Annotated in this window: 1 pseudogene; it reads left to right on the top strand. The window is 76.0% G+C overall.

Annotated features, from left to right (window positions below):
* Positions 1-19: 19 nt before the first annotated feature.
* Positions 20-229 (top strand): annotated as a pseudogene (locus KVS71_RS19630) (CoA-disulfide reductase); the annotation flags it as partial.

The following is a 229-nucleotide window of genomic DNA, read 5'->3' as shown; positions in this document are numbered from 1 at the left end:
GCCCTCCTACGTGGGCGGCGTGACCGAGGAGCGCGACGCCCTCCTGCTGCAGACCCCGGAGTCGCTGCACCGCCGCTTCCGGCTCGCCGTCCGCGTCCGTCACGACGTCGTCGGCATCGTCACCGAGCGCAAGAGGGTCGAGGTCGTCGATCTCGACAGCGGCCGTCGTAGCGCCCACCCGCACGACCGCCTCGGGCTCGCCACCGGGGCCCGGCCCCGCGGCGGCGAG

The sequence above is a fragment of the Microbacterium sp. GbtcB4 genome, assembly GCF_019091465.1.
In the GTDB taxonomy this organism is placed as follows: domain Bacteria; phylum Actinomycetota; class Actinomycetes; order Actinomycetales; family Microbacteriaceae; genus Microbacterium; species Microbacterium paraoxydans.
The sequence above is the reverse complement of the archived record's forward strand: the minus strand, read 5'-3'. Positions and strand labels throughout refer to the sequence as shown.